The sequence below is a fragment of the Deinococcus arboris genome (assembly GCF_009755355.1).
In the GTDB taxonomy this organism is placed as follows: Bacteria; Deinococcota; Deinococci; order Deinococcales; family Deinococcaceae; genus Deinococcus; species Deinococcus betulae.
Genome location: NZ_WQLB01000002.1, coordinates 12,529 through 36,612, shown reverse-complemented (window position 1 = coordinate 36,612; position 24,084 = coordinate 12,529). Strand labels below are relative to the sequence as shown.

22 protein-coding genes are annotated in these 24,084 nt (G+C 66.5%); 7 read left to right on the top strand and 15 right to left on the bottom strand.

What is annotated here, in order from left to right; all coding sequences use genetic code 11:
* The first annotated feature begins 28 nt into the window (after positions 1 to 28).
* Together lipB and lipA are read left to right on the top strand one after the other, a co-directional pair.
* On the top strand, positions 29 to 748 hold the full coding sequence (gene lipB / locus GO986_RS01640) for a lipoyl(octanoyl) transferase LipB (protein ID WP_157457493.1): 720 nt from the start codon (positions 29 to 31) through the stop codon (positions 746 to 748).
* A gap of 8 nt (positions 749 to 756) precedes the next feature.
* The gene (gene lipA / locus GO986_RS01635) at positions 757 to 1,743 is read left to right on the top strand and encodes a lipoyl synthase (RefSeq protein WP_157457492.1); all 987 of its coding nucleotides are present in this window, start codon (positions 757 to 759) and stop codon (positions 1,741 to 1,743) included.
* Here lipA and GO986_RS01630 read toward each other — a convergent pair.
* Entirely contained in the window at positions 1,740 to 2,306 is a 567-nt protein-coding gene (locus tag GO986_RS01630; RefSeq protein WP_157457491.1) for a chloramphenicol phosphotransferase CPT family protein, read from the bottom strand. The two genes, lipA and GO986_RS01630, sit on opposite strands and share 4 nt — an antisense overlap.
* A gap of 154 nt (positions 2,307 to 2,460) precedes the next feature.
* Between GO986_RS01630 and GO986_RS01625 the strand changes: the two genes are divergently transcribed.
* On the top strand, positions 2,461 to 2,793 hold the full coding sequence (locus tag GO986_RS01625; protein ID WP_157457490.1) for a hypothetical protein: 333 nt from the start codon (positions 2,461 to 2,463) through the stop codon (positions 2,791 to 2,793).
* Between the two features lie 267 nt (positions 2,794 to 3,060).
* On the opposite strand, the gene GO986_RS01620 is transcribed toward GO986_RS01625, so the two are convergent.
* Both GO986_RS01620 and GO986_RS01615 read right to left on the bottom strand, forming a co-directional pair.
* A complete protein-coding gene (locus GO986_RS01620) occupies positions 3,061 to 5,073 on the bottom strand; it encodes an elongation factor G (RefSeq protein WP_369409078.1) in 2,013 nt (670 codons plus the stop codon).
* Between the two features lie 221 nt (positions 5,074 to 5,294).
* Complete coding sequence (locus GO986_RS01615) at positions 5,295 to 5,852, bottom strand: class I SAM-dependent methyltransferase (RefSeq protein ID WP_157457488.1); 558 nt, start codon at positions 5,850 to 5,852, stop codon at positions 5,295 to 5,297.
* 70 nt (positions 5,853 to 5,922) lie between these two features.
* On the opposite strand from GO986_RS01615, the gene mnmC2 reads away from it, so the two are divergent.
* The 3 genes from mnmC2 to GO986_RS01600 all read left to right on the top strand — a co-directional run bounded on the left by mnmC2 (position 5,923) and on the right by GO986_RS01600 (position 8,676).
* On the top strand, positions 5,923 to 6,651 hold the full coding sequence (mnmC2, locus tag GO986_RS01610) for a tRNA (5-methylaminomethyl-2-thiouridine)(34)-methyltransferase MnmC2 (RefSeq protein WP_157457487.1): 729 nt from the start codon (positions 5,923 to 5,925) through the stop codon (positions 6,649 to 6,651).
* The gene (locus GO986_RS01605) at positions 6,648 to 7,613 is read left to right on the top strand and encodes an FAD-dependent oxidoreductase (RefSeq protein WP_157457486.1); all 966 of its coding nucleotides are present in this window, start codon (positions 6,648 to 6,650) and stop codon (positions 7,611 to 7,613) included. Before mnmC2 ends, GO986_RS01605 begins: the two co-directional genes overlap by 4 nt.
* A 61-nt stretch (positions 7,614 to 7,674) precedes the next feature.
* Positions 7,675 to 8,676: an isocitrate/isopropylmalate dehydrogenase family protein gene (locus tag GO986_RS01600; protein ID WP_157457485.1), complete on the top strand. Its 1,002-nt coding sequence runs from the start codon at positions 7,675 to 7,677 to the stop codon at positions 8,674 to 8,676.
* 55 nt (positions 8,677 to 8,731) lie between these two features.
* On the opposite strand, the gene GO986_RS01595 is transcribed toward GO986_RS01600, so the two are convergent.
* From GO986_RS01595 to GO986_RS01555, 9 genes are all read right to left on the bottom strand, one after another.
* Positions 8,732 to 9,919 carry a trans-sulfuration enzyme family protein gene (locus GO986_RS01595; RefSeq protein ID WP_369409077.1) on the bottom strand — a complete coding sequence of 396 codons (1,188 nt, stop codon included), beginning with the start codon at positions 9,917 to 9,919 and terminating at the stop codon, positions 8,732 to 8,734.
* 443 nt (positions 9,920 to 10,362) lie between these two features.
* A complete protein-coding gene (locus GO986_RS01590; protein WP_157457483.1) occupies positions 10,363 to 11,202 on the bottom strand; it encodes a nitroreductase family protein in 840 nt (279 codons plus the stop codon).
* A 46-nt stretch (positions 11,203 to 11,248) separates the two neighbouring features.
* A complete protein-coding gene (locus GO986_RS01585) occupies positions 11,249 to 12,226 on the bottom strand; it encodes an FAD:protein FMN transferase (protein ID WP_157457682.1) in 978 nt (325 codons plus the stop codon).
* 370 nt (positions 12,227 to 12,596) lie between these two features.
* Positions 12,597 to 12,875, bottom strand: a complete 279-nt coding sequence (locus GO986_RS01580) for a hypothetical protein (RefSeq protein ID WP_157457482.1) — start codon at positions 12,873 to 12,875, stop codon at positions 12,597 to 12,599.
* A gap of 242 nt (positions 12,876 to 13,117) precedes the next feature.
* Entirely contained in the window at positions 13,118 to 15,013 is a 1,896-nt protein-coding gene (locus tag GO986_RS01575) for a 1,4-alpha-glucan branching enzyme (protein WP_157457481.1), read from the bottom strand.
* Between the two features lie 255 nt (positions 15,014 to 15,268).
* Positions 15,269 to 15,556, bottom strand: a complete 288-nt coding sequence (locus GO986_RS01570) for a hypothetical protein (protein WP_157457480.1) — start codon at positions 15,554 to 15,556, stop codon at positions 15,269 to 15,271.
* 722 nt (positions 15,557 to 16,278) lie between these two features.
* Entirely contained in the window at positions 16,279 to 17,643 is a 1,365-nt protein-coding gene (locus tag GO986_RS01565; protein WP_369409076.1) for a 3-oxoacid CoA-transferase, read from the bottom strand.
* The gene (locus GO986_RS01560) at positions 17,640 to 18,938 is read right to left on the bottom strand and encodes a thiolase family protein (RefSeq protein WP_157457478.1); all 1,299 of its coding nucleotides are present in this window, start codon (positions 18,936 to 18,938) and stop codon (positions 17,640 to 17,642) included. Before GO986_RS01560 ends, GO986_RS01565 begins: the two co-directional genes overlap by 4 nt.
* 313 nt (positions 18,939 to 19,251) lie before the next feature.
* Complete coding sequence (locus GO986_RS01555; RefSeq protein ID WP_157457477.1) at positions 19,252 to 19,461, bottom strand: hypothetical protein; 210 nt, start codon at positions 19,459 to 19,461, stop codon at positions 19,252 to 19,254.
* A gap of 160 nt (positions 19,462 to 19,621) precedes the next feature.
* On the opposite strand from GO986_RS01555, the gene pgi reads away from it, so the two are divergent.
* Positions 19,622 to 21,253, top strand: a complete 1,632-nt coding sequence (gene pgi, locus GO986_RS01550; protein ID WP_157457476.1) for a glucose-6-phosphate isomerase — start codon at positions 19,622 to 19,624, stop codon at positions 21,251 to 21,253.
* 335 nt (positions 21,254 to 21,588) lie between these two features.
* Here the strand turns inward: pgi and GO986_RS01545 are convergent, their stop codons facing one another.
* From GO986_RS01545 to GO986_RS01535, 3 genes are all read right to left on the bottom strand, one after another.
* Positions 21,589 to 22,269 (bottom strand): MBL fold metallo-hydrolase, encoded by a 681-nt coding sequence (locus GO986_RS01545; RefSeq protein WP_369409074.1) that lies wholly within the window; start codon positions 22,267 to 22,269, stop codon positions 21,589 to 21,591.
* A gap of 74 nt (positions 22,270 to 22,343) precedes the next feature.
* Complete coding sequence (locus GO986_RS01540; protein ID WP_157457475.1) at positions 22,344 to 23,168, bottom strand: hypothetical protein; 825 nt, start codon at positions 23,166 to 23,168, stop codon at positions 22,344 to 22,346.
* A gap of 67 nt (positions 23,169 to 23,235) precedes the next feature.
* A complete protein-coding gene (locus tag GO986_RS01535; protein WP_157457474.1) occupies positions 23,236 to 24,072 on the bottom strand; it encodes a 3-hydroxyacyl-CoA dehydrogenase family protein in 837 nt (278 codons plus the stop codon).
* Positions 24,073 to 24,084: the final 12 nt, after the last annotated feature.

Here is a 24,084-nt window from a genome sequence, read left to right as displayed (position 1 = left end):
TCGCTGGCCCCGGCGTACCATAAGCGGCATGAGCGAGTCGGCTTTCGACATTCTTGACCTCGGGGTGATGGGGTACCGGGAGGCCTGGGACCTTCAGAAGACGCGGCATGCCCAGGTGGTGGCGGGCGAGTCCCCGCCCACCCTGCTGCTGGTGGAACATCCGCCGGTGCTGACGCTGGGCCGCAAGGCGAAAGAGGGCAGCAATATCATCGTGACGCGCGAGTATCTGAGCGCGCAGGGCATTGAGGTGCTGGAGATCGAGCGCGGGGGCGACGTGACCTACCACGGTCCCGGCCAGTTGGTGGCTTACGCCATCTTTCCAGTGGGGCGCAAAGTGGCTGATTTTCTGCGCCTGCTGGAAAACGCGACCATCGCCGCCCTGCATGACCTTGGGCTGCCCGATGCCCGGCCCAACCCCGGCTACGCGGGTGTGTACGTGAATCCGCGCGAGGTCAACGGCCTGAGTTACGAGCAGAAAATCGCCTCGTTTGGCGTGGCGGTGCAGCGGCATGTGGCCCTGCACGGCCTGGCGCTGAATGTCACCACCAACCTGGCTCATTTTGACCTGATCGTGCCGTGTGGGCTGCACCAGACCCACATGACCAGCGTGCAGCGCGAGTACGAGCAGCGCGGCCTGAACCGAACACCCAGCGTTGCCGAGGCCAAAGCCGCCTTGCAACGCGCTTTCCAAACCACCTTTGCCACCTATGACTGGACGCGGCCCGTTTACGCCGCCGCAGGGAGCTGAGACCCACCATGACCCACACCGACAAAGAACCCAAGTTCATCAAGAACGGCATCTACCGCAAAGACAGCGTGCCGGTACGTGACAAGAAGCCCGAGTGGCTGAAAGTGACCATCCCGACCGGGCAAGTCTTCACCGAGGTGCGCAAGATCGTCAAAGAGCACCGCCTGCACACCGTGTGCGAGGAAGCGATGTGCCCCAACATCGGCGAGTGCTGGAGCCGGGGCACCGCCACCTTTATGCTGATGGGCCACATCTGCACGCGCGCCTGCCGCTTCTGCGCGGTGGACACCGGCAACCCGATGGGCAAGCTGGACCTGGACGAGCCCAGAGCCGTGGCCGAGAGCGTGCAGCTGATGGGTCTGAAGTACGTCGTGCTGACCAGCGTGGACCGCGACGACCTGCCCGACGGCGGCGCCTACCACTTTGCCAAGACGGTGGCGGCCATCAAGAAGGTCAACCCCGAAACCCGCGTGGAGGCCCTGACGCCCGACTTTGGCGGTAACCCCCACTGCGTGGACTTGGTGCTGGAGAGCGGTGTGGACACCTATGCCCAGAACCTGGAGACCGTGCGCCGCCTGACCCACCCGGTGCGTGACCGCCGCGCCAGCTATGACCAGACCCTGCAGGTGCTGGCCCATGCCAAGCAGGCCCGCCCCGACGTGATTACCAAAACCAGCATCATGCTGGGCCTGGGCGAAACCCGTGAGGAACTGCGCGAGACCATGCGCGACTGCCGCGCAGCGGGCGTGGACGTGCTGACCTTTGGACAGTACCTGCGCCCCACCATGCATCACCTGCCTGTCGAGCGCTACGTGTCGCCCGCCGAATTTGACGAAATCCGCGACGAGGCCATGAGCCTGGGCTTCCTGGAAGTCGTGTCGGGGCCGCTGGTTCGCAGCAGCTACAAGGCCGAGCAGATTGTGATGGACAAGCCGGGCAGCCTGCCCGAGCACCTGGCCCACCTCGCCGGTGGCGAGCAGCTGAGCCTGATTTAAGAGGACGGGCTGGGCGGGCGCCTTCCTGGGAAAGCTCTGGAGGCGCCCGCCTCTCTGTCCTGCCACGCCTGGCTAACGCGCGCCACGTTCTGCGCCAGTGGGATCGTGCAGTCCAGGGTCAAGTCGTAGGCCGTAAAGGTATGAACGGTTTCGGCATCGCGCCGGGCGTCCCCCAGACCCCGGTCGCCGCGCGCGATTTCTCGCCGCTCAAGTTCCTCAACTGAGCACTGCACCCCGACCAGAAACACATCAAACTCCGCCAGCTGGGTGCAGAATTCCGCCCACATCTCGGGCGTCTCGATGATGTAGTCCACCACAAGGTCGTTGCCGGCGGTCAGCAGGGCCGGCAGGCAGCGGTGGAACCCTTCAAAGACCCTGGGCCGCAGCGTGGCCCAGTCGCGCAGGCGGCCTTCGGGGGTGCGGGGCAGCACCTGGGCGTCGAACATAAAAAAATCCAGGCTGAAGTGCAAAAAAGCGCCGGGCAAGGCGTCACGCAGCGCCCGGCAGAGGGTGCTCTTGCCCGCGCTGGAGGCGCCGTTGACCAGAATCAGGGCGGGGGTCATGGGGCCAGTGTACGGAGCCCGGTCACGGAACGCTTCATGGAACTGGCACAAAGGGCCGGGGCGTACACTCCGCCCGCCAGAGGCTGCGGCATGGTGTCCAGCGTGCCGCCAGGGAAGTGCCCCGGCTGACTGTTCCCTTTGAGGAGGTTTCCCCATGCCCACGCGAATTGCCCCGACCCTCGACGTTTTGCAAGGCAACCTGACCGACCTGGACCCCGCCAAGGGCGTGCAGGCCATTGAACGCTGGGAAACCGGCCTGGAAGACGCCGATTGGCGCGGCGCCAAGACCATTCACGCCGACCTGGGTGCGCTGCGCCGCCAGCTGGAAAGTGACGCTCCCGACGGCGAGAAGATTGCCGAGCTGCTGACCAAGCTGGGCGAGTCCACTGCCCGCGCCGCAGCCCACGTGGAAGGCAAGACCGGCGAGCAGTTGCAGGCACTGGCCGAGGCCCTGCAAGGTGCTGGCACCGGTCTGGGCACGGCCTGACGCCCAGCGCACACCCACCAGACCCGCCCCAGTGGCGGGTTTTGACTTGGGGTAAGCCTCAACCGAGCGACCTGGGGGGACGTTCAAGACAGTCCTGTGTGCTGGTCTAGCAGCTGAAGGGCTGTTTCAGCAGTCGTCCAGTTTAGGCTCCATCACAGCGGTGTTCTGCTGCATTGAAAGAGGAACATCCCCGCAGACTTACCTCAACCCCTGTCTATGAACGCTCCTCACATCCTCCCCTGCGAGCCAATAACCGCTTCCAGACGATCATGCTCCCGCCAGCTCCCCTTTCCGCTCCTCAATAATTTTCTTGGCAATGTGGTCCGGCACCGGCTGATAGCCGTGGGGTTTCACGCTGAACGCCCCCCGGTCGCCGGTCAGCGAACGCAGGTCGGCGCTGTAGTTTTGCAGCTCGGCCTGGGGCACGGTGGCAGTCACCGTCATGACTGTGCCGCTGGTGTCCATGCCCTGCACACGCGCGCGCCGGGTTTGCAGGTCGCTGATCAAGTCGCCGGTAAAACTGGCGGGCGCCCTTACCCTCAACTGCACCACCGGCTCTAACAGCCCTGGCCGGGCGCCTTCCAGAGCGTTTTTCAGGGCCAGGCTGCCCGCCGTGCGAAAGGCAATGTCGCTGCTGTCTACGTCGTGATAGCTACCGTCCAGCACCGTCACGTGCAAGTCCTGCAGCGGGTAGCCGGCCAACGAGCCTTTTTGCATGGCGTCCTGCACACCTTTTTCGATGCTGGGCAGGTACTTGCCCGGAATGGCGCCCCCCACCACCGCGCTGCGAAAGCCAAAGCCGTCGCCGGGTTCGATGCGCAGGCGGCAGTCTCCATACTGACCGTGCCCGCCACTCTGCTTGCGGTGCTTGCCCTGGGCCTCGCTGCGGGCGTGAATGGTCTCGCGGTACGGAATGCGCGGCGCGCTGGTGGTCACGTTGACCCCCAGGGCCGAGAGCTTCTCGACCGCAATGCCCAGGTGCATGTCGCCCATGCCTGACAGCAACTGTTCGCCCGTCTGCGGCTCCCGCGTGGAGTGCAGGGTGGGGTCTTCCTCGCGCAGTCGGGCCAGGGCGGCCCCCAGCTTGTCCTCGTCGGCGCGCGCCGTCGGGTGAATGGCCACTGTATGCGCAGGGTCCGGCAGCCACAGGGGGTCATACTGCACAGGCTGCGCCGGGTCGGCCAGGGTGTCGCCGGCATGCAGGTCCGGCAGTTTGGTCAGCACGCCGATGCTGCCCGCCGGCAACTCGGCCACCTCGGTCAGGTCCTTGCCACTGGGGATATACAGGTGGGCCACCCGCACTTCGGCGCCCTGGGTGGTGTTCTGCACCGTGTCGCCGGGGCGCAGGGTGCCGCTCCAGACCCGCACGTAGGCCAGCTTGCCCACAAAGGGGTCCACCGACACCCGCCACACGCGCGCACTGAACGGCGCGTCTGGAGAAGGCTCCCGCGTCTGGCCGTCCACCCCTGTCAGCGGGCCACGCTCCTGCGCCGAGCGCAACCCTGTGACCAGCAGGTCCAGCAGGCTGTCCAGCCCCACCCCGGTCACGGCACTGACAGGCAGCACCGGGTAGAGGGTGCCCGCATGCACCGCACGGGTCAAGGCGGCCTGCAATTCCCCCGTGCCCACCTCTTCACCGTCCAGGTAGCGGGTCATCAGGTCGTCGTCAGTTTCGACAATGGCGTCGGTCAGGGCCTCCCGAGCGGCGCGCACCTCGGCCTGCACGGTGGGGGGCACATCCTGGGGCGGGCTGGCCTCGCCGGTCAGGACGTTTACCACCCCCCGGAAGTCGGCCCCCTGACCCAGCGGCACCCAAGCGGCGGCCACCGGCCCCGGCAGACTGGCTTTCAGGTCAGCCAGCACCGCGTAGAAGTCGGCGCGGTCGCGGTCCATCTTGTTCACGGCCACGAGGCGCGGCATGGCAAAGCGGTCGGCGGTGGCCCACACGCGCTCGGTGCCGACCTCTACGCCGCCCACGGCACTCACCAGCACCAGGGCCGAGTCGGCGGCGCGAATCCCGCCCCGAATCTCGCGTACAAAGTCCGCGTAACCCGGCGTGTCCAGCACCGTGAGGTCGGTTCCGGCGTGGGGCAGGCGCAGCACACTCGTCTGAATGGAAAACCCGTGGGCCTTTTCGGCGTCTGTGTGGTCGCTGTGGGTGGTGCCGTCCTCCACGCGGCCTGGGCGCGAAATGGCCCCGCTGCGGTGCAGCAAGGCCTCGGCCAGCGTGGTTTTTCCGGCGCCGCTGTGCGCGGCAAGACTGACAACGCGAATGGGCACGAAACACCGGACCTTTCCCGGCAAGGGCGCCGGGGGCCACCGGAGAAGCCGATCAACGCACGCCGCAGCGGACAGACAGTGAGTCAAGGGAGTGTAAGCCTTTTTGAGGTGGGGATGCCTGGGGGGAGCAGGAAGGCCAGGCGCCGTGAACACTTCCGGCCCGCTGGCCCCTCTGCTGCCTGCTGTGCAACTGAATGGCCTGCGCTACACAGGCAGTCAAGTCACGCCTCTTCGGGTTTTCTGGCATCCAGGATGATGGAGACACAGCCCAACTTGCCATCACGGTTGCGGTGGTCAAGCATCAGTGAGCGGTAGATCGGCCCCGCCGTAACGTCCCAGCCGTGATAATGAAAGCGGCCCTGCGCATCGCAGTATTCCAGCAGCTCCACCTCAAAGCCCGCGCCCTCAAATACGGCCCTGAACTGGCAGGCGTCATACACGATCTGGTGATCGGCGGCGGGGTGATCGGCTGGGCCAGGGCCACCGACCTGCACGGTGCGTTGATACACCTCATCTGGAAAATTCGCGTCAGGAACGGCGCAGCGGAGGAAGCCGCCTGGTTTGAGAAAGTCGAAACAGAGCTGCGCGGCCGCTTGCCCCTGTTCGAGTGTGAGGTGCTCCCAGACATGCTCACACAGAAACGCATCGGCGCGGCGATCACCGAAATAGTGTTCAAAGCTCGCGCGGTTGTTGAGGTCGAGCTGGTCTCGTTGCGTGGGGAGCCAACCGGGCCAGGCCTGACTTCCAGCGCCGATGATGACGTTCAGGGGGAGGCTCATGGGCGCAGTATGGCGGCCGCGCCCGGACAGCTGGGGGGACGCCGCCCCCACACCCCCTATCCTGGCCTCTATGACCCGCGACGAGACGCCCGCCTTTGCTGTGCTGCTGACCCCAGACGGCTCGCGCACCGCCCACAGCGCCCGCTACGGCGAGGCCTACGGGTCCCGGCACGGCGCGGCGGCCCAGGCGCGGCATGTCTTTGTGGAAGGCACCGGCACGCATGACCATCCGGCCCCCCGCGTGCTGGAGGTGGGCTTCGGGCTGGGCGTCAATTTCCGGGCGACGGTTGCCGACGCGGCGGCCAGGGGCGCGCCGCTGCACTACCGCGCCTACGAATTTGACCCTGCCCCGCGGGCGGTACTGCGGGCGGTGGCCGGGGAAGACGGCCAGGGCGCCGACCACCCCGTCTGGGCGGCGCTGCTGGCCGCCTGGCCAGAGGAGGGCGGACGCGGTGAACTGGAGGTTGAGGCGGCGGGCATTCGGGCCACGGTGACTTTTGCCGATGTCCTGAGCGCCGACCTGCCGCCGGGGTGGGCCACCGCCCTGTATCTGGACGGCTTTTCGCCGTCGCGCAATCCAGAGGTCTGGACCCCCGACTTCGTGACGCGGCTGGCGGGCACGCTGGCCCCTGGCGGCGTGCTGGGCACCTACAGCGCGGCCGGGCATGTGCGCCGGGCGCTAACAGCGGCGGGCCTGCGGGTCGAACGGCACCCAGGCGCGCCCGGCAAGCGGGAGTGCTTGCGGGCCATCCAGGCGGCGGGTCATGAGGTGCGGGCCGCAGGAGACACAACGCCTTGAACATTGCCGTCATTGGGGCCGGTATCGCCGGGGCGTCGGCCGCCTACTGTCTGGCGCGGGGTGGGGCCAGCGTGACGGTGGTGGATGCGGGCGCCCACACAGCCAGCCAGGTGCCCAGCGCGCTGGTCAACCCGGTGCGGGGGCAATCAGGCGGCGTGGACCCGCAGGCGCTGGCAGGCATGGGCTTTACCTGGGGGCTGGTGCGGGACTTGGAGGCACAGGGCTTTGCCGTGCCGCACGGCCAAAGCGGCGTCTTGCGCCCGGTGCCAGACGATAAGGCGCGCGCCCGCTTTGAACGGAACCTGCCGCCCGACCTGGCCCGCGCCTGGTTCCGCCCGGAAGATTCGCCGCAACCTCTGGCCCCTGGCTGGGCGCATGTGCTGTCTCTACCAGACGGCGGCTGGCTGGACGGCCGGGCCTTGACGGCGGCGCTGCTGGCAGCCAGTGGCGCGCGGGTCGTGCAGGACAGGGCGTCAGGATGGAACGCTCAGGAGATTCACTGCCCCAGGGCCGGCCGGCTGAAGGCCGACGCGGTGGTGTTCTGCGGGGGCTCGGCGGGCGTGGCCTGGGCGGGCGAGGCGGCCACACACCGCATGGGCACGCTGCTGACGCTGGACCGCGCGGTCACGCAGACCCCCGTGAGTTTCGGGGCTTACCTGGCTCCGGCCAGGGAAGGGGGCGTCCTGGGCGCCACATTTGAGACGCCCGCCCCCACCTGGCACCCTGAGGCGCTGCCCCTCTCCTCTCTGGGCTGGCTGCTGGGCAAGGGCCTGCGGCTGACAGACCTGAGAGGGGCGCAGGTGACCGGCCGCTGGACCGGCTCGCGGCTCTCGGGGCTGACCACGGGACAGCAGCCGGACGGCACCTGGCGGCTGACGGGGCTGGGCAGCAAGGGCTTCTTGCTGGGGCCGCTGCTGGCCCAAGACCTGGCGGCTCAGCTGCTCGCGTCACGCGCCGGGTAACGCCGCACACCTTAAGAAACAGGTGAAGCGCTTCACCTTCCTGGCTTACACTGCTCAGGTTATGGCGACTTACCGCATCTGCTTGATTGAAGGCGACGGCATCGGCCACGAGGTCATTCCGGCCGCCCGCCGTGTGCTGGACGCCGCTGGCTTCAGCGCCGAGTACATCGACGCCGAAGCCGGCTACGAGTACTACCTCGACCACGGCACCAGCGTGCCCCAGGCCACCTACGACGCCGTGGAAAACACGCACGCGACCCTCTTCGGCGCAGCCACCAGCCCCAGTGGCGAGAAACCCGCCGGCTTTTTCGGTGCCATTCGCCACCTGCGCCAGAAGTACGGGCTGTACGCCAACGTGCGCCCCACCAGAACCCGCCCCGTGCCCGGCGCCTACGAAAACGTGGACCTGGTCATCGTCCGGGAAAACACCCAGGGCCTGTACGTCGAGCAGGAGCGCCGCTACGGCGACACCGCCATTGCCGACACGGTGATTACCAAGGACGCCAGCCTGCGCATCGGCCAGTTTGCCGCCAACCTCGCCATGAAGCGTGGGAGGCGCCTGACGGTGGTCCACAAGGCCAACGTGCTGCCCGTCACGCAGGGCCTGTTCCTGAACACGATTCTGGACCACGCCGCCACGGTGGACGGCCTGAACACGAGCACCATGATCGTGGACAACGCCGCCATGCAGCTGGTGCGCAACCCCCAGCAGTTTGACGTGATGGTCATGACCAACATGTTCGGTGACATCCTGTCGGACCTGGCCGCCGGGCTGGTAGGCGGGCTGGGCATCGCCGCCAGCGGGAACGTGGGCGACCAGTTCGGCATCTTTGAAAGCGTTCACGGCAGCGCGCCGGACATCGCCGGGCAGGGCGTCAGCAACCCCACCGCCACCATCCTGGCCGCCGTGCTGATGCTGGACCACCTGGGCGACCACGAGACGGCCCGCCGTATCGACACCGCCGTGAACAAGGTCCTGACCGAAGGCCCCCGCACCCGCGATCTGGGCGGCACCGCCGGCACCGACGAATTCACCAACGCCGTGATTAAAGCGCTGGCGTAAGGCGAATCACAAGAAGGAGGCCCGGACACTCTTGGTCCGGGCCTCTTCTCTGTGCTTACTCCTCCAGCGCCGCTTCAAATTCGCCCAGCAGGTCACCGATGTCCTCAATGCCGATGCTCAGGCGCAGCAGGCCCGGCGTGATGCCCAGGCGGCGGCGTTCGGGCTCGGGCAGCGGGCGGTGAGAGGTGCCCCATGGCCACGACAGCGTGGTCACGACATCCGCCAGGGAGGGGGCCAGCGGAATGCGGCCCGCCAGCGCCTTGACGAAGCCGGGCGCGTCCTCAATCTCCGCGCTCAGCATGCCGCCGAAGCCGTTTGGGAACAGGTCCATTGCCAGATGGAACTGCGGATGGTCGCTGAGGCCTGGGTGGTACACCGCCTTCACGCGCGGATGGTTGACCAGCACATCGGCTACCGCCTGCGCGTTGCCGCTGTGGGCGCGCATGCGCAGGCCCAGGGTCTTCAGACCTTGCAGGGTCATCCAGGCGTCAAAGGCGCTCATGGTGCCGCCCAGGCGCAGCAGGCGGGTGCGCGCCAGGGCCACCAGGTCGGCGCGGCCACATACGACGCCCCCAAACGCCGCGCTGTGCCCACTGAGGTACTTGCTCACCGAATGCGTCACCAGGTCGGCGCCGTGTTCAGCAGGGCGCAGCATGGCGGGACTGGCAAAGGTGTTGTCCACGCTCAGTAGAGCGCCGTGTTCATGGGCCAGCGCGGCCAGGGCCGGCAGATCGGGCACCGTCATCAGGGGATTGGTCAGGCTCTCGACGTGAAGCACGCGCGTGGTTTCTCGGAAGGCGGCCGCGACCTCCTCATGGTTGCAGGCGTCTACAAACGACACCTCGATGCCCAGCCGTGGGAATTCCTCGGCCAGCAGGGCGTAGGTCACGCCGTACACGCGGGCGTCGGTAATCACGTGGTCCCCAGCCCGGAGCACCCCCAGCAGCGCCGCGCTGATGGCCGCCATGCCGCTGCCCGCCACCAGCGCCGCCTCGGTGCCTTCCAGTGCGGCCAGGGCGCGTTCCAGGGTGGCGGCGTTGGGCGTGCCGTTGCGGTAGTAGAAACTGGCAGGCTGCTCGCCGCTCATGGCGCGGTCCAGGTCGTCCAAGTCGGCGAAGGCGTACACCGTGCTCTGGTAGATCGGCTCGACCAGCGGCGCCGAGCGGTTGGGCCGGGCTTCCTCACCTGCGCGGGCGGCCAGGGTGGTCAGGTCGAGGGTGGGGGCAGGCTTCGGGGCGCTCACGCGGCCATTGTAGGGGCGGGCCAGGGGGAGGCCCCATGCGGGTGTCTGACCTGGCCTGCCGTCTGGAGATCAACCAGAACTTGCACGCCAACGCCACACCTGAAGGCTAGATCTCTTTTTTTGCAGTGCCGTTCTCTGCTGGTGAAGCCCAGCGCGGCTAAGGGTCGTCACCCTCAACCGTCTCTCAGGCACACGAGAGAGGCTCGGCAAGAGCCCGTAGCGTAGGCGGTATGGAGAGGCGTCCTCGGCCCCGGAGCGAACCGAGTCGCCGCTATGCGGTTTGGACGAATCTGACCGCTCGGGGGTCCGTCTCCGTCGCCAGGAGTGCGAGAGACCACTCCAGCCATCACGCAGAAGCTCTGCTCACGCGGCCATGAGGCTCTGAGGGTGACCTTCTGTCGCCCTGGCCTCACGAAGCCACCCGTTTATAGACACACTGCCCGTCAGCCCGCGTTCTCCCCTGTTGGCTCTGGCTGCGCTGGTCTCCGGGTCCCTTCCTCCTCACCACCCGCCCACAACCCCTGGCGTTTCAGGGCGGCCACCAGATGCGGCTCTCGGCCTTCCATGCCGCCGCCCACGCCAAAGTACGCCCCCAGCAGCCGCGCCCAGTCGCCGGGCTTGTCCCCGCGCGCCGCAATCGGATTCATCACGGCCACCGCTTCTTGCAGCTGTTCAGGGGTAGCGTCGCGGTACTCGTCGGTGTGAATCACCAGAGGACGGGGCACCCGTGGGCGCTGGGGCGGGGCCTCGGCAGGCAGGCCAAGGGTCAGCGCCGCGAAGGGCAGCACGCCAGGCGGCAATTTCAGGAGGTCCAGCAGACCATCCAGGCCGTTCAGCACCCCGCCAATCCAGCAGCCCTGGTAGCCCAGCAGTTCGGCGGCCGTCAGCAGGTTGGTGCCCGCCATCACGGCGTCTCCGAGCCCAAAATGCACCGCGACAGCAGGCCAGTGCCCCGCCGCGCGCCCACTGAGTTCCAGCACCCTCGCCGTGCGCCGGACATCCGCACACACCACAAACGCCTCGCTGGCGGTGGCCAGGTGGGCGTTGTTCGTCAGGGCCGCTGCCTGCGCACGCACCTCGGGCCGGGTCAGGCGAATCAGGGAATACAGCTGCGCGGTGGCGTCGGTAGGCGCGCGCTGCGCGGCGTGCAGGATCGCCTCCAGGTGGGCTTCAGGCAAGGGCAGCGGCGAGCCGTCCGGCTGCGTGCGGTACAGGCGAACGGTGCGGTGGGCGTCGTAGAAGGCGGTGACCTGTTCGGGGGTCAGGGGGTGCGGGGCGCTCATGCCCGGCAGGATAGCCCTGAGGCCCACAGCCAGAGCGGCCAGCTGGCTAACGGCGGGCCAGCAGACGCCCCCTCCAAGCCCGGCTGGGGTGCCGCTGGCCGTCAGCGGTGACCAGCAGAGCGGCGCAGCCCGGCTGGGCGTCCACGCAGGCCAGTCCCGTCTGCACGCCCATGACACTGACCGCCGTGGCCAGGGCGTCGGCCGTGGCACAGTCCGGAGCGGTCACCGTCACGCCGGGCACCGCCTGCACAGGCCAGCCGGTGCGCGGGTCAAAGAGGTGTGAATACCACTGCTCGCCGACCTGATAGCCCCGCTGGGCGCTGCCACTGGTGGCCAGGGCACAGTCTTTCAGGCGCACCTGCGCCGCAGGTGGGGCGCCGTCGCGGGCAGTAAAGGGGTCGGGCACCAGCACCTTCAGGGCCGCTTTGCCCACGACGCGCAGGTCACCCCCGGCGTTCACCATCACGCTGCGCACCCCACTGCCCCGCGAGGCCACTGCGGCGGCCCGGTCCACGATGTAGCCTTTGGCCAGAGCGTCCAGGCCAAGCGGCTCCTGGGTGTGCAGCGTGGCCGTGCCGTCCGCATGTAGGGTCCAGGGCGCCGCCTGAAGAGCGCTGGCCAGGCGCTGCAACTGTCCTGGCGCAGGCAGCTGGCCGGTGCGCACAGCCTGCGCCCAGAGGGGACCGTAAGCGTCGGCGCCGGGATGCAGTGCCCCGCCGCTTTGCAGGCGCCAGTGATCGGTCAGGCGAAGGACGGCCGTCAGGTCCAGGCTCAGGGGCACACGCTCGGCGCCGGGGCAGGACAGCCAGCGCCGCAGTTCGCTGCTGGGGTCAAAACGGTTGAGGACAGCGCTCAGGCGTTCAATTTCGTTCAGGGCGTCCTGTTCTGCCTGCTCGGCCTGCTCACGGGTGCCGGCCACGATCTGCACAGCCACCTCGGCGCCCAGCAGGCGCTGATAGGTCCTGTGCAGTCTGTGCGTGGGGCGAGCTGCCCCCAGCAGACTGGCAAGGGTCACGCGCGCCATTGTGCCCGCGCCAGCCTGACGCGAGGTTAGAACGGGCTGGACAACTGTGCCCATGCTCACATCTGACCTTCAGGCTCTTAAGCCCGTCGTGACGTTGGGCCGCGACAATCAGTTCAAGCCAAACCGCTGTGGGTCAGCACCAGCAGCACAGCTGACCTACTGGCTCAGGTATATGGCAAGGCGAAGAGTCGCCAGGCTCAAAACCCCGCAGAATATCCCATCAGGCGGCCACGCTCCTGAGGTTCGATGGACAGGTGAGGCACAGAGCGTTCTGTACTGTCCTTGTCTGGAGTGGCAATGCTCTTGCAGTACACCGCCGTCTTCGACTGCCCTTGCACAGCGGCAAAGCCGAGCGAGGAGTCCCCTCGCCTCAACTGGGTTGGCGGCTGATCTGACCAAAAATCAGGGCAATCAGCAGCAAATCTATGGCCCAGCTGGCCGGGCGGCGCAGGCGTTCATCGTGGCGGGCCCGCAGCACCTGGACCCCCAACCGGGCCAGCAGCACCCCGCTCACGACGGCGGGGCTGGGCAGCGCGCCGCCAGTCAGCAGCGGCCACAGCAGCAAAGCGGCCAGCAACGCCAGCAACGCCAAACTTAGGATGGTCAGGCCATCTGGCGCCGGGCGGGGGGCAGGGTCAGGAGGGGTCATGCCCGCATGAGACCACAGGAAGAGGCCCAGGCCACGCGCGGAGAAGTGAGCGAATGCGCCGACCTCTACCGCCACCGTCCCAGGCTCCGTAAGGCAGTTGCCAGGACGCCCAATGCGCCCCGCTTGTTGCCTCTGCTGACCGCCCTGAGCTCTCCTCTCGGAGCAGTCCGGGCCACTGAGGGCCAATGCACAGGGCCACCTCAGGCCCAGACCCCGATGCCTTCCTCTCTGCTATGCCGCTCTTAGCGGTCGTCGCTCGTCACGGTTGCTTCTATGGGCGCCAGGATCAACACACTGTTTGGCGGCAGGTTCAGGCGCAGGTGGTGGGTCTGACCGTGCCAGCCTTCGTCACTGGCACTGAGGTTCGGCTGCTGGGTGCCAAAGCCGCCGTACTCGCCGTCATCGGTAGACAGCAGCAGACGGTACTCGCCGCCCTGAGGCACACCAGTGGGATACGCCTCGCGGTACACGGGCGTCAGGTTGGCCACCACGACACTCCAGGCGCCGCTCTGGTGGTCGCGGCGCACGAAAGCGTAGACGCTCTGCTCGACATCATCTGCGCTGACCCACAGCAGCCCCTCTTCTTTGGTCTCGGACACATGCCAGTCGCTGCGGGTGCGGTACAGCCCATTGAGGCGCCGCACCAGATTCATCACGCCCCGGTGGTCGGGGTGGTCGGCCAGATGCCAGGGCAGGCCGGCGTCGTGGTTCCACTCGGTCGGCTGGGCAAACTCCTGCCCCATGAACAGCAACTTCTTGCCGGGGGTGGCCCACATCAGGGCCAGAAAGGCGCGGTAGCCGGCCCGCTGGGCGTACCAGTCACCCGGCATCTTGGCGACCATGCTCTTTTTCAGGTGCACGACCTCATCGTGGCTGATGGCCAGCACGTAGTTCTCGCTGGTGCGGTAAGCATTGAAAAAGGTCAGCGCGTGGTGGTGGTGGCTGCGCCAGATGGGGTCCTGCTCGAAATAGCGCAGGCTGTCGTTCATCCAGCCCATCGCCCACTTGTAGTCAAAACCCAGACCAAAGGGGGTGGGGGTGGTGACGCCTGCAAACGAGGTGCTTTCCTCGGCGACAATCATGCAGCCGGGCGCCATATGGTGCACAACCTCGTTGAGGCGCTTGAGAAAGGCGATGGCCTCCAAGTTCTCGCGCCCGCCGTGGATATTGGGCACCCACTCTGTGCGTGAGAAATCCAGGTACAGCATGCTGGCCACGGCGTCCACCCGCAGACCGTCAATGTGGAAGTCCTGCAGCCACTTGAGGGCCGAGCCGATCAGGAACATCACGACCTCGTTGCGCCCGTAGTCGAAGATGTAGGTGTTCCAGTCCTGGTGAAAGCCCCGTCTGGGGTCGGCGTATTCGTACAGAGGCCCGCCGTCAAAATGGGCCAGGCCCGCGCTGTCGGTGGGAAAATGCCCCGGCACCCAGTCCAGAATGACGCCGATGCCCAGCGAGTGCAGGTGATTGACGAAATACTTGAAGTCCTCGGGGCTGCCCATGCGGCTGGTGGGGGCGTAGTACCCCGTGACCTGATAGCCCCACGAGCCGTCAAAGGGGTGCTCCATGACCCCCAGCAGTTCGACGTGGGTGTAGCCCATGTACCCCACGTACTCGCCCAGGCGGTGCGCGAGGTCGCGGTAATTCATGAACCAGCCGTCGTCCCGGCGCGCCCACGACGGTAGATGCACCTCGTAGATGCTGACTGGACGCTCAAAGCCGGGGTCGCGGCCTTTCATCCAATCGCCGTCCGTCCAGGTAAAGGGCTGGTTCCAGATGATGCTGGCGGTGGCCGGGCGCACCTCGAAAAAGGTGCCGTAGGGGTCCATCTTGTCCTCGGTGCGGCCGTCGCCACCAGTGACGCGGAATTTATAGCGCTGGCCGTGACGCGCGGCGGGCACAAAGCCGCCCCAGAACCCGAAATCCAGGCGCTCCAGGGGGTTGTCAAAACCGTTGAAGCCGTTAAAATCGCCCACCACACTGACATGGTGCGCGTTCGGCGCCCACACGCCAAAGCGCACGCCGTCCACGCCATGTTCGGAGGTGGGGTGCGCGCCCAGCAGGTGGTCGGGGCGCACGAGGTCCGCTGTCACGAGTTGTTGCAGGTGACCGTGGTCCAGCGGAAGCGGTTCATTCATGGGGCAAAGTCTAGCGGTGGGCTTTCGGAGCGCAGCACAGTCTGACGGGAAGGTAAAGGCGGGGGCACGAGGCCGGAAGCAGTGAAGGGCAGAGGGGACCAAAGTGGCTGAAGGAGAGCCCATAGGCGTCCACAGGCTGTCGGGGCTGCCGTGCAGGAGCCACCAACAGGCGCCCATGTGCTGGTACCAGCAAAACGTATTGAGGCCCGCCGTCACCTTTAGCCTGTGGGCGGGCCTCTGCTCTGGGAAGAGCGGTCAGGTCTTGGAAGAGACGGGACCGTGCGCCTTCCAGGGGTCACCGGGGGCCTTCCAGTACTGATGGAGCACGTAGCGCCAGGGCAACGCGAGCGGCACCAGAATGACGCCCATCAGGCAGGCAATCAAATCGGTGATGGTCCCCTCGTCCAGCGAACCGGCCAAGATGCGGGGAAGGCCCACGGCCAGCAGCCAGGTGGACTTCCAGAACAGCTCAAAGAGAAGCAGAGGAATCATCTTGACTGGATACCGCAGGCCCATCAGGGCCAGGAGGGCAGTGCCAACCATGAGGGAGCGGAGTAGGAGGCCAGCGGGTGAAGGCTGATCAGGACTGAGCAGGGCGGGAATGAAGATGAACAGGGTCAAGCCAACAACGATGTAGAGGTAAAGGGCCCTGAGAATGTGGAGTCTGCGCTGCGAAAGATGAGTCATAGAGGCTCTCCTGAGACGGGTTCCGGTTAGGAGTGGAACAAAGGCCGGATTTCTGGACGCAGACGGAATCCGGCTGGGACCACTGACCAAACCCGAGGGTCAGCACACGCCATTTCTGCCGGTTGAGCTGGGGTTACCTCCTGGGCACGATGAGACGAGGGCTCGCTGACCTCCGCCTCATGCTGCAGCATTGACTCGACGCCGAGGGGAAAAATGACGTTCATCAGGAAGAAACTGGAGGCTCTTTCATTCCTGCTTCCGTCACAATTCAAGTACGCCGTCATGCTGCAGAAGTTCCCGACTGGTCTCTGAGGCGAAATAGTCGCAGTGAGCCACAGGCTCAGGGGGCATAAAGGCAACACCTGACGCGAACGGCTCTCTCTCCCACGAACAACCCGGAACGCAGGTGTAAATGCCACGCGCGGAGGGGCGTTTTGCTCCTTCTGGCCGCTCTGCGAAGGTGAACCACTTCGTGCCGTATTCGGAACAGTCTGACCCCACCGCTTAGGCAAACGGTGGGGGTCAGTCAGTGTCGAAATCAGAACCGACTCAACAATTCGTCTCAATCGCCGCGCGCCCTACACCGTCGCTGTTTCAGTCCTCAACGCCTCGACAAACACCGCACCCGTCCCGGCGCGCACCTCGTCCAGCGTGGCGCCCGGCATGAGCTCGGTCAGGGTCAGCTGGCCTGCTCTGAACTCAAAGACGGCTTTGTCGGTAATCACCAGGTCCACCGCGCCGCGGGCCGTCAGGGGCAGGGTGCAGTCAGGGACAACTTTGGGCGTTCCGTCGGGGTCAGTGTGGCTCATGGTGATAATCAGGCGCCGGGCGCCGCCCGCCAGGTCCATTGCGCCGCCCACGCCCAGCAGGGGCTTCCCCGGCACAGCCCAGTTGGCCAGGTTGCCGTGAGCGTCCACCTGAAGGCCGCCCATCACAGCCACGTCCACATGCCGCCCGCGAATCATGGCAAACGAGTCGGCGCTGTCAAAGTAGCTGGCCCCAGCCAGGGCCGTGACCGGAATCTTGCCCGCATTGACCGGGTAGTCCAGCGCGCCGCCGTCTTCGGGGGCCGGGCCGACACCCAGCATCCCGTTTTCGGTGTGCAGGTTGACGCCGTGTTCCGGCGTGATGAGGTCAGCCACCAGCGTCGGAATGCCGATGCCCAGGTTGACCACGTCGCCCCGGTGCAGTTCTTTCAGGGCGCGGCGGGCCATGTTCATGCGGGCCTCGTCCACCTTCTTGGCACCGCCCTTCACACTGGCGCTGCTGCCCAGATGATCGGCCGACAGAGTGCCCTGCACCAGGAAATCCACGTACAGGCCTGGGGTGTGGACCTCACCCGGCGCAATGGTGCCCACGGGGACGATCTCCTCGACCTCGGCAATTACGAGGTCAGCGGCGGTGGCCATCGCCCGGTTGAAGTTCTGCTCGGTCAGGCGGTACTGGAGGTTGCCCGCCGTGTCGGCCCGCCACGCGCGGATAAACGCCACGTCGCCGCGCAGGGCCGGCACGAAGACCATCTCCTGGCCATTCAGGGTACGCACGTCGGCATCCCCGGCAATCAGGGTGCCCGCTGCCGTGGGCGTATAGAAGCCGCCCAGGCCCGCGCCACCCGCGCGGATGGCCTCGGCCAGCGTGCCCTGCGGCAGCAGTTGCACCTCCAGCCAGCCCTCCTGGTTGGCCTTCACCGCTTCCGGGTTGGAGGTGAAATATGACCCGACCGCCTTCCTGATCTGGCGGTTGCGCAGCAGGCGGCCGCCACTCAGGCCCGGCTCCGAGACATTGTTGGCCACGTAGGTCAGCCCCTGCACGTCGGTTTCGGCCAGGGCGTGCACCAGGTGCACCGGGTTGCCCGTCATGCCGAAGCCGCCCACCAGCAGCGTTTGCCCACTCTGGACCTTGGCAGCGGCTTCAGCGGCGGTGATCACGGGAACGGTCTTCACGCCTCGACCCGCTCGATAATTGCGGCTTCGCCCTGGCCCACGCCCACGCATAGGGTTGCCAGGCCGTAGCGGCCTTCCCGGCGCGCCAGTTCATGCGTCAGCGCCACGATCAGGCGCGCGCCGCTCATGCCTAGGGGATGCCCCAGGGCGATGGCGCCGCCGTTTACGTTCACCTTTTCCTCGTCCAATCCCAATTCGCGTACACACGCCAGGGCCTGCGCCGCGAACGCCTCATTCAGTTCAATCAGGTCCAGGTCGGCCACGCTCAGGCCCGTGCGAGAGAGCACCTTGCGGGTGGCCGGAATCGGCCCCAGCCCCATCACGCGCGCCTCCACGCCCGCCGAGGCGCCGCTCAGCCAGCGGGCGAGCGGAGCAAGCCCCAGTTCACGCGCCTTGCCCGCCGACATCAGCACCAGGGCCGCCGCGCCGTCGTTCAGGCCGCTGGCGTTGCCCGCCGTCACGCTGCCACCCTTGCGGAAAGCTGGTTTCAGGCCCGCCAGGGTGGCCTCGTCGGTGGCCAGGGCGTAGGCGTCTCCTTCTTTTTTCATGCGGGGGTGCTCGTCGGTGTCGACAACCATTACGCCCTTACGGCCCTTCACTTCTATAGGAACAGTTTGGGCCTTGAAGTGCCCGGCATTGATGGCATCTACAGCCTTCCGCTGAGAATTCAGGGCGAAGGCGTCCTGATCGGCGCGGGTGATCTCGCCGCCGGCGTAGGCCCCCTCGCGGCTGCGCTCCACGATGTTTTCTGCGGTCTCCCCCATCGCTTCAAGGGGAAACAGGGCTTCCATCGCGGGGTTGGGAAAACGCCAGCCCAGCGTGGTGTCAAAAGCGGTCACGTTGCCGCCCGCAAAGGGGGCGCCGCCCTTGGACATGACCAGCGGCGCGCGGGTCATGCTTTCCACGCCGCCCACCACATACACGTCGCCCTCTCCACTGCGAATGGCGCGCGCCGCCGTATTAATGGCCGAGAGGCCACTGGCGCACAGGCGGTTGACTGTCAGGCCCGCCACCGTGTCGGGCAGGCCCGCCAGCAGGGCGCCCATGCGCGCCACGTTGCGGTTGTCCTCGCCGGCCTGGTTGGCGCAGCCGAAAATCACCTCTTCAATGGCCTCGGCCGGCACCCCGGCGCGGGCTACCGCTTCACGAATGACCAGCGCCGCCAGGTCGTCAGGGCGAACAGACGACAGCGCGCCGCGAATGGCGCCGATAGGAGTGCGGACAGCCGACACGATGACCACGTCGCGGTCATTCAGGTCGGTCAGGGAAACAGCGGGGTTGGCAGAGGCAGTCATGGGAACACTCCAGAAAGCAGCGCGAGAAGCCTCCGCAGCACTGGCAGGAGGCAGAGAGAAACAGACGGCTGCATTCAAGCGCGGCCGGAGGTCAGATGGAAGGGCCGGCGGCCTGCCAAATGGAACGCGGCCCCTGACGCCTGATAAGCGCGGGGCCGCGTGGCCTGAAAAACGCGAGTGGTCTACGGACTCCGGTTGAACCGGGCCTTCTGCCGGGTGAACTTCGAGCAGAGAAGGAGAGGCTAAAGAGGTTACGCTCTAGAAGCGCAGACGGTGCCTTCCCAGCTATGCCGTCATGAAGCGGCAGTCCGGCTTACGAGGGTCGGCCCCGGCGCAGGCGGCCCAGCAGCGCGAAAACCTGACGCTGCTCTTCAGCCTGAATGGCGCGGCGAATGGCTTCCGGCGAGAGCAGGCGGGCCGCTTCGGGCTGGGGGGGGGTCTGGGGACGGGGGTCGTCATTCAGGTAGGGCGTACCCCAGACCCCCCATGTCGACTGCGCCGCGTCCCTGGCCTTCCTGGTCATAGACCCAGGGTAGGCGGTGACTTCGCACAATTCTCTGACGGCCCTAAGAACGGGGTGAGTGCGGCATGTGGACAGCCCCGGCGCGGGCATGGGAGCACAGCAGGTATGCTCCCGGACGTTCAGGGCAGGCTTTTTCCCCGCCTACCCAAAGGGAGAGCGCATGACTATCACTCAGACCCCCGCCTGGCAGGCCCTGCTCAACCACCACCGCGACCTGGCGGCCACGACGATGCGTGACCTTTTTGACGCCGACCCAGCGCGCGGCGAGACGCTGCAGGCCGAAGGCGCCGGCCTTTATCTGGACTACAGCAAGAATCGCGTAACCGGCGAGACCCTGCGCCTGCTGTTTGACCTGGCGCGCACAGCCGGCGTTGAGGCCAGGCGTGACGCCATGCTGGCCGGCGACACGATCAACGTGACCGAGGGCCGCGCCGTGCTGCATACGGCCCTGCGGACGCCGGGGGGAGCGAGCGTCTTGGTGAACGGCCGCAACGTCGTCCCCGATGTGCAGGAGGTGCTGGGCCGCATGGCGACCTTTGCGGAGGCCGTGCGCGGCGGCCAGTGGCGCGGCTTGACTGGCCAGCCTATCCGCAACATTGTCAACATCGGCATTGGCGGCAGCGACCTGGGGCCAGTGATGGCCGCCGAAGCCTTAAAGCACTATGCACAGCGCGACCTGACGCTGCGCTTCGTCTCGAACGTGGACGGCACCGACCTGGTCGAAAAGACCCGCGACCTCGACCCGGCCCAAACGCTGTTTATCGTCAGCTCCAAGACGTTCACCACCCAGGAAACGATGGCGAACGCGGCCTCGGCCCGCAGCTGGCTGCTCTCGGCGCTGGGGGACGAGGCCGCTGTGGCCCGGCATTTCGCCGCCGTGTCTACCAATGCGGCGGCCGTGCAAGCCTTCGGCATTGACCCGGCCAACATGTTTGGCTTCTGGGACTGGGTGGGGGGCCGCTACTCGCTGGACAGCGCCATCGGCCTGAGCCTGATGCTGGCGGTGGGCCCGGCGCACTTTCACGAGTTGTTGGCCGGCTTTCACGAGATGGACGAACATTTCCGCACGGCGCCGCTGGAACAGAATCTGCCGGTGCTGCTGGCGATGCTGGGGGTCTGGTATCACAACTTCTTCGGGGCGGCCACGCACGCCGTCTTGCCCTATGACCAGTATCTCGCCTATTTCCCGGCTTACCTGCAACAGCTGGACATGGAGAGCAACGGCAAGCACATCACGCTGGACGGGCAGGAGGTGGATTACCAAACCGGTCCCGTCATCTGGGGCCAGCCGGGCACGAACGGTCAGCATGCCTTCTACCAGCTGATTCACCAGGGCACCCAGCTGATTCCCTGCGACTTTATCGGCTTCTGCCAGACCCTGAATCCGCTGCCGCTGCCGAATGGAGCGCCGCACCACGACCTCCTGATGGCCAACGTCTTTGCCCAGACCGAGGCCCTGGCGTTTGGCAAATCGCTGGAGCGGGTGCTGGCCGAGGGGGTCCCGGCTGACCTGGCCCCGCACCGCGTCTTTGAGGGCAACCGGCCCACAAACACCATCCTGGCTGACCGCCTGACTCCCCGCATCCTGGGTGCCCTGATTGCCCTGTACGAACACAAGGTCTTTGTGCAGGGCACTGTGTGGAACATCAACTCCTTCGACCAGTGGGGTGTGGAGCTGGGCAAGGTGCTGGCAAGTCAGATTGTGCCCGAGTTGCACGGCGTCGGGACGCCAGAGTTAGGCCATGACAGCAGCACAAATGCCCTGATTCGGCATTACCGGGCAAGGAGATAGGGAGGCGGGGGTCAGGGCGGTCACGGGCCAGGTCGGCGCAGGATTGCCGCTGACCCAGTGAGGCCCTGGCACCGTGTCCTGACCTGAGCAGGAGGGCAAGAAAGCAGGGAACCTAAGCGCTTCTGACAAGGGATGCCAACGGTATTGGGGGACCAAAAACGCTCCTCAATTCCGTTGGCGTCATCGTCTCTTGCTGACACTCGCTGCATTCACCTGAGAAGCGGCGGCGGATCCTCACCGCTGGCCGCTCTGGATTCCGCTGCGAGGACGAGAGCATACGCAATCTGCGTCGCTTTCCCCAAATCCCTTGAGAACCTCTTTGGCCTCTGCGTTCTTCAGGCTGGCCTTGAGTTTCCTCCCCACTCAGTTCCAGCTGCTGACCCTGACGCTTCATCGTCGCGCACGGCCCGCGCGGCCACCTGGGCGCGGCTCAGGACGCCGCCGTGGCCGGGCCAGATGACGCTGGTGTCCATCGCGGCGATACGTTTGAGGGTCGCCAGCGCTTGGTTATGGTCATGGTTATAGGCGGCCCTCGGCAGATGAGCGCCGTCCGGAGCACCCACCACGGCGTCAGCGGCGATCAGCGTATCCCCCCGGCGCACCCCGATCTGCCCAGCCGTGTGCCCCGGCAGATGGACCACCTCCCAGCCCAGCACGTCCTCGCCCGGCAGGGTGGCCCGCAGCGCGGCGGCCGGCACCTTGGGATGCAGACGGGAAATCACGCGCCCCAGTTCTGGGCGGCGGGCCGGGTAGGGCAGGTCATGCACCTGACCCAGCAGACCCGGATGTTCCAGTGGATGCGCCAGCACTGGCACGCCGGTGCGAGCGGCCAGAAAGGCGCTGCCAGCGTGGTCCACATGCGCGTGCGTGAGCAGCAGGGCGTCCGGGGCAAAGGCCCGCAGCAGCCCCGCAAAAGCCGGGGCATACCACGCCGCGCCGCTGTCCACCAGCAGCCGGCCTTGCGGCGTGGTCAGCAGGAAGACGTTGGCGTACAGAGGCCGGACGACGACAGTCACGCGCCCGATGATGCCATGAAGCAGAAGCTGGGGAAGCAGGCCACATGCGGGCTTGCTTCCCCAACTTCGGTCTGTTATTCGCGGCTGTAGCCAGTGGCCACCCACCCGCAGTCGGCGCGCTCCAGGGTGATGATGCCACTGTAGGTGTCTGTGATGCGCTCACCACTGCTGCGTGAGGTCAGGCTGATGGTGACGCTGCCCCTCACCACGGCACTGTTGCCCACGACCCTGCTGCTCGTCGTGGTCACCTTGTAGGAGAAGTTAGAGAAGCCAGCGGCGTAGGCCCCAGCCGCCGCTGAAAGGGCAGATTCGGCTGCTGCCGCCGCTGTGGTCTGCGCCCCGACAGCGTCCTGCTCGGGGGTCAATTGACAGCTGGCCGGCGCGCCCGTGCTGCTGACCTCGCCTGCTGGCGCCGCTGTGGGCAGGGTGCCCTGTAGGTTCGCCACATTGACTTTGTAGTTCACGCCCAGGGCCAGGCGCGGCCCAAAGATGGCCTGAAGTGGCGTATTGATGCGCTGCACGCCCGCCTCGACATACGCCTCCACCGGCACCAGCGGGACTCCGTAGCGCAGGCCGAGGCCCCCATGCACCACCGCAGCGCCGTTTTGCACGTCGCCCCCAAGCAGCGCGTAGGCGGTCAGGCCAGCCGTACTGAAAATATCGAAGCTGGCCCCCACCCCAAACGCGGCGCCGCCCGCCCGGCCCTCTACGTTGCTTAGGCAGAAGGCCGCCTGGCCATAAAAGCCCAGACGGCCTTCTTGCACACCCGCGCGCACCCCGGCCACCTGGCAGCCCAGACCCAGCGAGCTGTTTAGCCCCAGGCGCACGTCAGCGGCGCTGGCCGCTCCACTCAAACTCAGGGCACCCAACGCCGCCACGCTCCACCAGAATTGTTTCATCGGCCCCCGTTCTAACACAGGGGCGCCCGCGGGCCATGAGCCGGGTCAGGCGGCGGAGCGTCGAGCGTCAGTAAGTGTAAAACCCCTGACCACTCTTGCGGCCCAGCAGCCCGGCCTGCACCATCTTGCGCAGCAGCGGGCTGGGACGGTACTTATCGTCTCCCAGGCCCTTGTGCAGCACCTCCATAATGGCCAGGCAGGTGTCCAGACCAATAAAGTCGGCCAGGGTGAGCGGCCCCATCGGATGGTTCATGCCCAGCTTCATAATGCCGTCAATGGCCTCGGGCTCGGCCACGCCTTCCATCACGCACTGAATGGCCTCATTGAGCATGGGCATCAGGATGCGGTTGGAAACAAAGCCGGGGAAATCGTTGCAGGACAGCGGCGTCTTGCCCATCGCAGTGGCGGTTTCGGTGACGATGCGCGCGGTCTCGTCACTGGTCTTGTAGCCACGAATCACTTCGACGAGTTGCATCAGCGGCACCGGGTTCATGAAGTGCATGCCGATAAAGCGCTCTGGGCGCCCTGAGGCGGTGGCCAGGCTGGTAATCGGAATGGAACTGGTGTTGCTGGCCAGAATGCCGCCGGGCTTGACGATCTGCCCCAGTTGCCGGAACAGGTCGGCCTTGACCGCCTCGTTTTCCACGATGGCCTCGACCACCAGGTCGCAGTCGGCAAAGTCTTGCAGGTCCGTCGTGAACTGGATACGGCCCAGAACCGTTTCAGGGGTGTCTTGCAGCTTCCCCTTCTCATGCAGCTTGGTCAGGGACTTCTGAATGACACCCTGACCCCGGTCCAGAAATTCCTGCTTCATGTCCTGCACGACGACGTCAAAACCGCTTTGTGCGGCGACCTGGGCAATCCCGCCGCCCATCTGTCCAGCGCCAATCACTCCGAATTTCATAGATTCACGTCC

What these genes read in the sequence shown, in the direction of transcription:
- GO986_RS01585 (WP_157457682.1), bottom strand. Translation starts at nt 12,226, where the DNA reads ATGGCGCGCGTGACCCTTGCCAGTCTGCTGGGGGCAGCTCGCCCCACG.
- GO986_RS01615 (WP_157457488.1), bottom strand. Translation starts at nt 5,852, where the DNA reads ATGAGCCTCCCCCTGAACGTCATCATCGGCGCTGGAAGTCAGGCCTGG.
- GO986_RS01590 (WP_157457483.1), bottom strand. Translation starts at nt 11,202, where the DNA reads ATGAGCGCCCCGCACCCCCTGACCCCCGAACAGGTCACCGCCTTCTAC.
- GO986_RS01555 (WP_157457477.1), bottom strand. Translation starts at nt 19,461, where the DNA reads ATGACCAGGAAGGCCAGGGACGCGGCGCAGTCGACATGGGGGGTCTGG.
- GO986_RS01575 (WP_157457481.1), bottom strand. Translation starts at nt 15,013, where the DNA reads ATGAATGAACCGCTTCCGCTGGACCACGGTCACCTGCAACAACTCGTG.
- GO986_RS01570 (WP_157457480.1), bottom strand. Translation starts at nt 15,556, where the DNA reads ATGGTTGGCACTGCCCTCCTGGCCCTGATGGGCCTGCGGTATCCAGTC.
- GO986_RS01560 (WP_157457478.1), bottom strand. Translation starts at nt 18,938, where the DNA reads ATGACTGCCTCTGCCAACCCCGCTGTTTCCCTGACCGACCTGAATGAC.
- lipB (WP_157457493.1), top strand. Translation starts at nt 29, where the DNA reads ATGAGCGAGTCGGCTTTCGACATTCTTGACCTCGGGGTGATGGGGTAC.
- GO986_RS01630 (WP_157457491.1), bottom strand. Translation starts at nt 2,306, where the DNA reads ATGACCCCCGCCCTGATTCTGGTCAACGGCGCCTCCAGCGCGGGCAAG.
- GO986_RS01625 (WP_157457490.1), top strand. Translation starts at nt 2,461, where the DNA reads ATGCCCACGCGAATTGCCCCGACCCTCGACGTTTTGCAAGGCAACCTG.
- GO986_RS01580 (WP_157457482.1), bottom strand. Translation starts at nt 12,875, where the DNA reads ATGACCCCTCCTGACCCTGCCCCCCGCCCGGCGCCAGATGGCCTGACC.
- pgi (WP_157457476.1), top strand. Translation starts at nt 19,622, where the DNA reads ATGACTATCACTCAGACCCCCGCCTGGCAGGCCCTGCTCAACCACCAC.
- lipA (WP_157457492.1), top strand. Translation starts at nt 757, where the DNA reads ATGACCCACACCGACAAAGAACCCAAGTTCATCAAGAACGGCATCTAC.
- GO986_RS01535 (WP_157457474.1), bottom strand. Translation starts at nt 24,072, where the DNA reads ATGAAATTCGGAGTGATTGGCGCTGGACAGATGGGCGGCGGGATTGCC.
- GO986_RS01600 (WP_157457485.1), top strand. Translation starts at nt 7,675, where the DNA reads ATGGCGACTTACCGCATCTGCTTGATTGAAGGCGACGGCATCGGCCAC.
- GO986_RS01540 (WP_157457475.1), bottom strand. Translation starts at nt 23,168, where the DNA reads ATGAAACAATTCTGGTGGAGCGTGGCGGCGTTGGGTGCCCTGAGTTTG.
- mnmC2 (WP_157457487.1), top strand. Translation starts at nt 5,923, where the DNA reads ATGACCCGCGACGAGACGCCCGCCTTTGCTGTGCTGCTGACCCCAGAC.